The organism is Methylobacterium symbioticum (assembly GCF_902141845.1).
GTDB classification, from domain to species: domain Bacteria; phylum Pseudomonadota; class Alphaproteobacteria; order Rhizobiales; family Beijerinckiaceae; genus Methylobacterium; species Methylobacterium symbioticum.
This window is the reverse complement of record NZ_CABFPH010000160.1, coordinates 1-8,187: the sequence shown is the minus strand read 5'-3', so window position 1 is coordinate 8,187 and position 8,187 is coordinate 1. Positions and strand designations below refer to the sequence as shown.

At 71.3% G+C, this 8,187-nt stretch carries 8 protein-coding genes and 1 pseudogene; 2 read left to right on the top strand and 7 right to left on the bottom strand.

Going from position 1 to position 8,187, the window contains the following annotated elements; translation table 11 throughout:
* Window positions 1–119: 119 nt before the first annotated feature.
* Window positions 120–473, top strand: a pseudogene (locus MET9862_RS27335) (MazG nucleotide pyrophosphohydrolase domain-containing protein); the annotation flags it as partial.
* Window positions 474–861: 388 nt separating this feature from the next.
* Here MET9862_RS27335 and MET9862_RS27330 read toward each other — a convergent pair.
* The 4 genes from MET9862_RS27330 to pabB form a co-directional block, all read right to left on the bottom strand.
* On the bottom strand, window positions 862–1,329 hold the full coding sequence (locus tag MET9862_RS27330; protein WP_142586073.1) for a DoxX family protein: 468 nt from the start codon (window positions 1,327–1,329) through the stop codon (window positions 862–864).
* Window positions 1,326–2,177, bottom strand: coding sequence for an aminotransferase class IV (locus MET9862_RS27325; RefSeq protein WP_142586072.1), 852 nt, complete (start codon window positions 2,175–2,177; stop codon window positions 1,326–1,328). The genes MET9862_RS27330 and MET9862_RS27325 overlap by 4 nt, the downstream gene beginning before the upstream one ends.
* Entirely contained in the window at window positions 2,164–2,778 is a 615-nt protein-coding gene (locus MET9862_RS27320) for an anthranilate synthase component II (protein WP_142586071.1), read from the bottom strand. The genes MET9862_RS27325 and MET9862_RS27320 overlap by 14 nt, the downstream gene beginning before the upstream one ends.
* Before the next feature lie 94 nt (window positions 2,779–2,872).
* The gene (gene pabB, locus MET9862_RS27315) at window positions 2,873–4,264 is read right to left on the bottom strand and encodes an aminodeoxychorismate synthase component I (protein ID WP_142586070.1); all 1,392 of its coding nucleotides are present in this window, start codon (window positions 4,262–4,264) and stop codon (window positions 2,873–2,875) included.
* A gap of 307 nt (window positions 4,265–4,571) precedes the next feature.
* Between pabB and rimO the strand changes: the two genes are divergently transcribed.
* Window positions 4,572–5,912 (top strand): 30S ribosomal protein S12 methylthiotransferase RimO, encoded by a 1,341-nt coding sequence (rimO, locus tag MET9862_RS27310; RefSeq protein WP_142586069.1) that lies wholly within the window; start codon window positions 4,572–4,574, stop codon window positions 5,910–5,912.
* A 52-nt stretch (window positions 5,913–5,964) separates the two neighbouring features.
* On the opposite strand, the gene MET9862_RS27305 is transcribed toward rimO, so the two are convergent.
* The 3 genes from MET9862_RS27305 to MET9862_RS27295 all read right to left on the bottom strand — a co-directional run bounded on the left by MET9862_RS27305 (window position 5,965) and on the right by MET9862_RS27295 (window position 7,946).
* Window positions 5,965–6,165 carry a hypothetical protein gene (locus MET9862_RS27305; protein ID WP_142586068.1) on the bottom strand — a complete coding sequence of 67 codons (201 nt, stop codon included), beginning with the start codon at window positions 6,163–6,165 and terminating at the stop codon, window positions 5,965–5,967.
* Window positions 6,166–6,214: 49 nt separating this feature from the next.
* A complete protein-coding gene (locus MET9862_RS27300) occupies window positions 6,215–6,865 on the bottom strand; it encodes a nicotinamidase (protein WP_142586067.1) in 651 nt (216 codons plus the stop codon).
* Window positions 6,866–6,971: 106 nt separating this feature from the next.
* Entirely contained in the window at window positions 6,972–7,946 is a 975-nt protein-coding gene (locus MET9862_RS27295; protein WP_142586066.1) for a quinone oxidoreductase family protein, read from the bottom strand.
* Window positions 7,947–8,187: the final 241 nt, after the last annotated feature.

The window sequence follows — 8,187 nt, the reverse complement described above, 5'->3', positions numbered from 1 at the left end:
GGTTAGGAGCGCGCCACCTCCGCCCGCGCACCATGCGGCTGTTGCTGGCGGCCCTGCTGCTGGCTTCGGCCGTGCGCATGATCGCCACGTCCTTGTAGCACAGGATCCGCGCATCCGGGGCCGAGAAGATCTCGCGGATGGCGGCCGGCTACGGCTTCGACTGGGCCGATGCGGTCCAGGTCGTCGCCAAGGTGCGCGAGGAGACCGCGGAGGTGGAAGAGGCCCTGGCCTCAGGGAATGCAAGGGAACTCGCCGAGGAGATCGGCGATCTCCTCTTCTCCGTCGCCAACCTCGCGCGCCATGCCGGCGTCGATCCAGAGGCGGCCCTGCGTGCCGGCAATGCCAAGTTCGAGCGGCGCTTCGCCGCGATGGCGAGCCGTCTGGAGGCGGAAGGGTCGACCCTGGCCGACAGCGATCTGGCGGCGATGGAAGCGGCATGGCTCGCCGTGAAGCGGGCCGAGCGCGGCGCCTGAGAGGATGGCGCCTACCGTCCCGGACCCGTGGGCGGCTTGCGGACCGCCTTCGCCGTGCCGGGCGAGGGCGGAACGGACGCCTTCGCGCCCTGCCCGTCGCGGGCTTTCGGCTTCAGATGAGCGAGAGCCGAGGCGATCGCGCGCTCGACATCGTCCTGGTCGGGCCGATGATCCGGATCGCGCGGCATCGCCGGTTTCGGAGATTTCGAGATTCGGCGTTTCGGCATCGGGCTACCTGCCTGACGGTCATCCGACGGATAGACGGGCAGAGCCTGCGCAACGCCGAAGATGGTGGCGAATCAAGATCAGATTATCGCGAGCGTGTCGACCTGCGTGCTGATGCAAGTCTGCATCACGCGCGACGAATGTTGCGCCGCACAGGCATAGATCATCGACCCCGAGCGTGAGGATCCGACCGTGCTGCAGAGGGATGCCGCTTGGCCCGAAACGGCCAGTCGATCAGCGCACCCGTATAGAGCGCGGCCCAGATCAGGATCGGCTGAAAGGCCAGGCGCGGCCCGTGATACCACCAGGAATCCGGGATGCCCGGCACGGGCACGTGCTCCAGCGCGTGTTTCAGGTTGGCCGGGTAGACGCAGGCCGCGTAGAGCGCGAGCCCGGCTGCGGCGGCTCTGCGCCGGCGCTGCCCGAGGAGGGCCGCCGCGCCCACGATCTCGCACAGGCCCGTGGCCAGAATGACGAGCCGCGGCTCCGGCACCCAGCTGGGCATGATCGGCATCAGAAGCTCGGGGCGCAGGAGATGCACGGCGCCGACGCCGCCGTAGAGGAGGGCGAGCGCCACCCGCAGCCAGACGCGGCGGTCGGACCGGTCCGGCGCCCTCGCCTCCCCGGTCATGCCACCTCGGCGTCTGCCACGTCGCAACTCTCCGCGACGCGCTTGCGTAACGCCGCAGTCAGGTAGCCGAGTGCGGAATGGTCGGCGCTCGCGAAGCGGGTCGCTCCGATCGCGTGAACAGGGGCGAGGAGGCGCAGGGAATTGGTCAGGAAGACCGCGTCGGCCCTCAGCAACTCGGCGACCGGCAGGGATCGCTCCTCGACGCGCAAACCGAGTCCGGGCGCGAGGTTCAGGATCTCGGCGCGGACGATGCCCGCCAGCACGCCGTCCGCGAGCGGCGGCGTGACCAAGCAGGCGCCGAAGAGGCCGAACAGGTTGCCGGTGCCGGCGCAGGCGACGTGGCCCCGTGTGTTGCGGAACAGGGCCTCGTCGAAGCCCGAAGCGGTGGCGTCGCGCGCGGCAAGCACCGCGTCGAGATAGCCGAGCGTCTTGAGCCGTGCGGCGGGCGAGGTCTCGTTGCGGGCGATCTCGGTTGGCCACAGGCTCAGGGGCGCGAAGGCGAGGGCGGCGGCGCTCGCTGCGGCGGTGGCGTAGAGTACCGGACGCGGCTCGGCGGGCGGCCGCAATCCGCGCGGGCCGGATCCGCGGGTGGCCGTGGTCCGGATTGCGAGACGCGAGCCGTTCGCCGCCAGTGCCCGCATCGCCGTCCGCACCGCTGCCGGATCGACGTGGAAGCCGAGGCTCTGCGCGCCGGCGACGAGGCGGGCGATATGCGCCGCCTCGAAGGCCACGCGGCCGTTCAAGGCGAGCGCGGTGTCGAACAGGCCGTCGCCGAGGCACAGGCCGCGGTCGGTCAGGTCGAAGGGCGCTTGCGTGCCGGTGTGGAGGCTGCCGTCACGCCACAGCATCGCTGGCCTGCCGCGCGTCCGCCCGCCACGCACGGGCGAGCCTCAGGAAGTTCGCGAAGATGGCGTGGCCGTCCTCGGTGAGCACGGATTCGGGATGGAACTGGATGCCGTAGGTTGGGTGCTCCCGATGCGACAGGGCCATCACCTCGCCCTCCGAGGAGAGGGCATCGACGGACAGGTGTCGTTCCATGCCGGGTTCCGGCTTCACCACCAGGGAGTGGTAACGCCCGACCTGCATCGGCGCGGGCAGGCCGTGGAAGAGGCGCGCGCCCTCGTGGCGAACGGGGGTCGCCTGACCGTGAAGCGGGCGGAGCGCCCGCTCGACCCGTCCGCCGAAGGCGGCGCCGATCGCCTGATGGCCGAGGCAGACGCCGAGGATCGGCACCTGCCCGGACAGCTCTCGGATCGCCGGCAGCGAGATGCCCGCCTCCGCGGGCGTACAGGGGCCGGGCGAGACCACGAGGGCGTCGGGCTCCAGCGCGCGGATGCCGGGCACGTCGAGGGCATCGTTGCGCACGACCCTGACTGTCTCGCCCAGCTCCTCCAGGTAGCGGACGACGTTGAAGACGAACGAGTCGTAGTTGTCGAGCACGAGGATCATGGCTGCGACGCCTGTCCGTTCCGGGAGCCCAAGGCCGTGCCCCGCGCCGGCGAAAGGTCTCGGCGGCCGTTCGGGCTCGTGACGGGTGCGAGGCTCACGCCGGCTCATCCTTCTCGAAGGCCTGGAACACCCGCGCGGCCTTGGTCAGGGTCTCGTCGTATTCGGGGCCCGGCTCGGAGAGTAGAGTGATGCCGCCGCCGGCCTGGAGCACGGCCGTGCGGCCGTCGAGGATGACGGTCCGGATGGCGATCGAGGTATCGAGGGCACCGTCGAAGCCGATCCGGCCAATGGCGCCGCAATAGAGCTCGCGCGCGTCGCCCTCGATCTCGGTGATGATGTCCATGGCGCGGATCTTCGGGGCCCCGGTGATCGATCCCCCCGGAAAGGTGGCGGCGACGAGGTCGAGGGCGTCGAGTTCCCGGCGGAGGGTGCCCGTCACCACCGAGACCAGATGGTGAACACCGGCGTAGGATTCCAGCCCGCACAGGACCGGGACCTGTACGCTGTGCGGCTCGCAGACCCGGGAGAGGTCGTTGCGCAGGAGATCCACGATCATGATGTTCTCGGCACGCTCCTTCGGGTTCTGCTGGAGCGCCAGGGCGATCGCCCGGTCGGCCTCCGGATCGGCCACGCGCCGGGCCGTGCCCTTGATCGGCCGCGTCTCGACCGACCGTCCGTCGAGCTTCAGGAAGCGCTCGGGCGAACTCGACGCCACCGTCAGGCCCTCGAAGGCGAGATAGGCGCCGAAGGTGGCGGGGTTGGTCTCGCGCAGGCGGCGATAGAAGGCGAAGCCGTCGAAGCCCGCGGGCAGGTCCGCGCTGAAGCGTTGCGCGATGTTGGCCTGGTAGATGTCGCCGGCGCGGATGTAGTCCCGCACCCGCTCGACCGCCGCCTCGTAGGCGGCCTGGGTGAAGTTCGAGCGCCAATGCAGGGCAGGGGCGGGGCGGTTCACGGGACGCTCAGGCGAAGGCCCCTGCCCCAGCAGGTCGGCGAAGGCGGCAAGGCGCGCCGTGGCCCGGGCTTCGCGCGCCGCGGCCTCCGTCTCCGGAAAGCCGGTGGCGACGAGGCGGCCCGTGCCGGCGGCGTGGTCGATCACCAGCACCGTGTCGTAGAGGTTGAAGGCCATGGCGTCGGTGAGCCCGGCGCTGCGGGCCGGCGGAGCGACGCGTTCCAGCGCCTGGCCGAGATCGTAGGCGAAGTAGCCGATGGCCCCGCCCGGGAAGGTCGTCCCGGATTCGGGGTCGAGGCGCCAGGGGGCGAGCGCGGCGCGCAGCGCCTCGATGGGGCCGCCCGGCAGCGGATGCCCGTCGAGGCTGGCCTGACCGTCGCGAACGCGGAAGCGCGCGAACGGGTCGGCGGCGACGATCGAGTACCGGCCGAGGGTCTCGTGCTGCATCGCGCTGTCGAGGAAGGCGAGCCCCGGCAGGTGCCGCAGCCGCGCCGCCGCGACGGCGGGATCGCAGAACGGGATCTCACGGGTCCACATGCGCTTCGCGTCTCGTTCTCGCGCGGGGCCTGGTCCGGCGTCGGCATCCGCTCGAGAAACGCCTCGCACAGGCGATGCCGCGGGGGAAGCCGTGAGATCGCCGCCCTGCCCTGTCAGGGGCACGCGGCGAGCCGCCGCAGCATGCTCGCCGCGGTCTCTCTGCAGGCCGCCGAGCGGCCTATGCGGGACCCGGGCTCGCAACGGACGGCCGATATCTGTATAGGGACGCCCGATTCTCCGAATTCCTCTCACGCGTGAGCGGCGCGGGCCCGGCCGGCTCCGCGGAACGCGGCGCCATTGGACGACCATGACCGCCTCCCCTGCCCCCGCCGCGAAGGCCAGCGCGCCGCGGATCTCCTTCGTCTCGCTCGGCTGCCCCAAGGCGCTCGTCGATTCCGAGCGGATCCTGACGCATCTGCGGGCGGAGGGGTACGAGCTGGCGCGCAAGCATGACGGGGCCGACGTCGTCATCGTCAACACCTGCGGCTTCCTCGATTCGGCCAAGGCCGAGTCGCTACAGGCGATCGGCGACGCGATGGCGGAGAACGGCCGGGTCATCGTCACCGGCTGCATGGGCGCCCAGCCGGAAGAGATCCGCGAGAAGTACCCGAACCTGCTCGCCGTGACCGGGCCGCAGGCCTACGAGTCCGTGGTGGCGGCCGTGCACGAGGCGGTGCCGCCGGCCCACGACCCGTTCCTCGACCTGATCCCGCCGCAGGGCGTGAAGCTCACGCCGCGGCACTACGCCTATCTGAAGATCTCGGAGGGCTGCAACAACCGCTGCACCTTCTGCATCATCCCCTCGCTCCGGGGCGACCTCGTCAGCCGGCCGGCGGGGGACGTGCTGCGCGAGGCCGAGAAGCTGGTCAAAGCCGGGGTGAAGGAACTCCTCGTCGTCTCGCAGGATACCAGCGCCTACGGGATCGACACCCGCTACGCCGCGAGTCCCTGGCGCGACCGCGAGGTGCGCGCCCGCTTCTACGATCTCGCCAAGGAACTCGGCGAGATCGGGGCCTGGGTGCGGCTGCACTACGTCTACCCCTACCCGCACGTGGACGAGGTCATCCCGCTGATGGCCGAGGGCAAGGTGCTTCCCTATCTCGACATGCCGCTGCAGCATGCGAGCCCGTCCGTGCTCAAGCGGATGCGGCGCCCCGGCAATCAGGAGAGGCAGCTCGAGCGCATCCGACGCTGGCGCGAGACCTGCCCGGATCTCGCGATCCGCTCGACCTTCATCGTCGGCTTCCCCGGCGAGACCGAGGCCGAGTTCGAGGAGCTGCTCGCCTGGATTCGCGAGGCGAAGCTCGAGCGGGTCGGCTGCTTCACCTACGAGCCGGTGAAGGGCGCCCCCGCCAACGACCTCGCCGCGGCGGTGCCGCCGGAGGTGCAGGCCGAGCGCAAGCGCCGCTTCATGGAGGTGCAGCAGGGCGTGTCCCTGCGGCTGCAGAGGCAGAAGGTGGGTAAGCGCCTGCCCGTGATCATCGATTCGGTGGGAGGCAACGTCGCCGTCGGGCGCACCAAGTACGACGCGCCCGAGATCGACGGCAGCGTCCACGCCGCCTTCCGCCGTCCGGTGCGGCCGGGCGACATCGTCACGGTGAAGGTCGAGGACGCCGACGCCTACGACCTGCGCGGCAGCGTGGTGTAGCACCCCGCCTTCCGGACCCTGCGACGGGTCGGGATCCGGTGGTCCGAGCGCCTCAGGCGTTCTTGCGCGGGCGGTGGTTCGGGTCGACGCCGCCTTCCGGCGTAGTCTCGTTCTCGACATCGCCCTCGAAGGTCGAATCCGCCTCCAGATCTTTGGGATCGCGGCCCGTCATGCCCTTCGCGGTGCCGATTCCGGGATTGCCCCGGAGGTCGGCGTCGGTCGGCGTCTCGGTCTTGGCGTGCTTCGTCGACATGCGGCCTCCGTATCGGTTGCCGAAGGTCAACGGCGCGCGGGCGGAGAGGTCACGGCGCTGCGGCCGTTCGCCCCGCCGTGATCGCGGCGCGGCGCACCCGCCCGACCCCGGCGTCCGCCATCCGGGCCCAGGCGGCGGCGACCGAGCCGTCGCGATCGATGCCGCGCACGGCGTCCTCCACCACGACGGCCTCGAAGCCGGCGGCGCGGGCGTCGAGCGCGCTCCAGGCGACGCAGAAATCCGTGGCGAGGCCGCAGAGCACCACCCGGGTGAAGCCGCGCTCGCGCAGGTAGCCGGCGAGCCCGGTACGGGTGGTGCGGTCAGCCTCGAGGAAGGCCGAGTAGCTGTCGACGGCGTGGGTGTAGCCCTTGCGGATCACGAGCTCGGCGCGGGCGACATCGAGGCCCGGCGCGAAGGCGACGCCCGGGCTGCCCTGCACGCAGTGCTCCGGCCAGAGCACCTGCGGGCCGTAGGGCATCGCCACCGTCCCGAAGGCCTCGCCGCCGGGATGGCTCGTATGGAACGAGGCGTGGCCGGCCGGGTGCCAATCCTGGGTCAGCACCGCGTGCGGGAACAGCGCCAGCAAGGCGTTCACCGGCCCGACGACGGCGTCGCCGTCGGGCACGGGCAGGGCGCCGCCCGGCAGGAAGTCGACCTGCACGTCCACCACGAGCAGGACGTCGGTCTCGACGATCCTCACCGGCAGGATCCCGAAATCCAGGATTCCGAAGGACGTGTCCTTCGGCGGGCCCGGGCGGAGCCCGGATCCCGTGATCCCTGTCTCCTGGGATCCCCCGATCCCGGGATCACGGCAGCATCACGGTCGAGCCGGTGGTCTCGCGCCCGGCCAGGTCCCGGTGCACGGCCTGCGCCTCGGACAGCGGGCGCTTGGCATGGACCGGGATCTTCACCGCACCGCTCGCCACCACCGAGAACAGGTTCTTCGCCATCGCCTCCAGCACCGGGCGCTGGCTGGCGAAGGTGAACAGGGTCGGGCGGGTGACGTAGAGCGAGCCGCGCGGGGCGAGCAGGCCGAGGTCGAGCCCCTGGATCGGACCCGAGGAGGAGCCGAAGCTCGCGAGCAGGCCGAGCGGCGCGAGGCTGTCGAGGGAGCCCATCAGGGTCGCCTGGCCGACGCCGTCATAGACCACCGGCACGCCCTTGCCGCCGGTGATCTCGCGCACGCGCTTGGCCACGTCCTCCTCGCGGTAGAGGATGACGTGGTCGCAGCCGTGCTGGCGGGCGAGATCCGCCTTCTCCTTCGAGCCCGCGGTGCCGATCACGGTGGCGCCGAGATGCTTGGCCCACTGGCAGGCGATCAGGCCGACGCCGCCGGCCGCCGCGTGGAAGAGGATCGTGTCGCCGGGCTTCACCTGGTAGGTGCGGTGGAGCAGGTACTCGGCGGTGAGGCCCTTGAGCATCATCGCGGCGGCCGTGGCGTCGTCGACGCCCTCCGGGATCAGCACGCAGCCCGCGGCCGGCACCACCATCTCCTCGGCATAGCTGCCCTCGGCCGAGGCGGTCGCGACGCGGTCGCCCACCGTAAAGCCGGTCACGCCCTCGCCGACCGCGTCGACGAGGCCGGCGCCCTCCTTGCCGGGGGTGAAGGGGAGCTGGGCCGCCTTGTAGGCGCCGGAGCGGAAATAGATGTCGATGAAGTTCACCCCGATGGCGGTGAGCTTCACGCGGATCTGGCCGGGACCGGGCTCGCGCCGCTCGACATCCTCGTAGGCCATCACCTCGGGGCCGCCATATTCGTGAACCCGGATCGCCTTGGGCATGGTCTCGTCCTCGACTGCCGTTTCCCCTCGCGCCCGACATAGCCGATGCCGCGCGCGGAGCAATGCCGCAGGCAGGGCCGGAGGCGTCACGCGGCGCAATCTGCAAGGTGCCGGTCTCGGGCGGCAGTCTCGGGCGGCGGCGCGGACGGGGCGCGGGTCCCCTCTCCCGTTCGGGAGAGGGACAGGGTGAGGGTCGAGAATTATCAGGACAGGGCTCGACGGCGCAGCGGCATCGGCGTGA

Coding starts and splice junctions, on each gene's coding strand:
- MET9862_RS27330 (WP_142586073.1), bottom strand. CDS start 1,329: ATGACCGGGGAGGCGAGGGCGCCGGACCGGTCCGACCGCCGCGTCTGG.
- MET9862_RS27325 (WP_142586072.1), bottom strand. CDS start 2,177: ATGCTGTGGCGTGACGGCAGCCTCCACACCGGCACGCAAGCGCCCTTC.
- MET9862_RS27320 (WP_142586071.1), bottom strand. CDS start 2,778: ATGATCCTCGTGCTCGACAACTACGACTCGTTCGTCTTCAACGTCGTC.
- pabB (WP_142586070.1), bottom strand. CDS start 4,264: ATGTGGACCCGTGAGATCCCGTTCTGCGATCCCGCCGTCGCGGCGGCG.
- rimO (WP_142586069.1), top strand. CDS start 4,572: ATGACCGCCTCCCCTGCCCCCGCCGCGAAGGCCAGCGCGCCGCGGATC.
- MET9862_RS27305 (WP_142586068.1), bottom strand. CDS start 6,165: ATGTCGACGAAGCACGCCAAGACCGAGACGCCGACCGACGCCGACCTC.
- MET9862_RS27295 (WP_142586066.1), bottom strand. CDS start 7,946: ATGCCCAAGGCGATCCGGGTTCACGAATATGGCGGCCCCGAGGTGATG.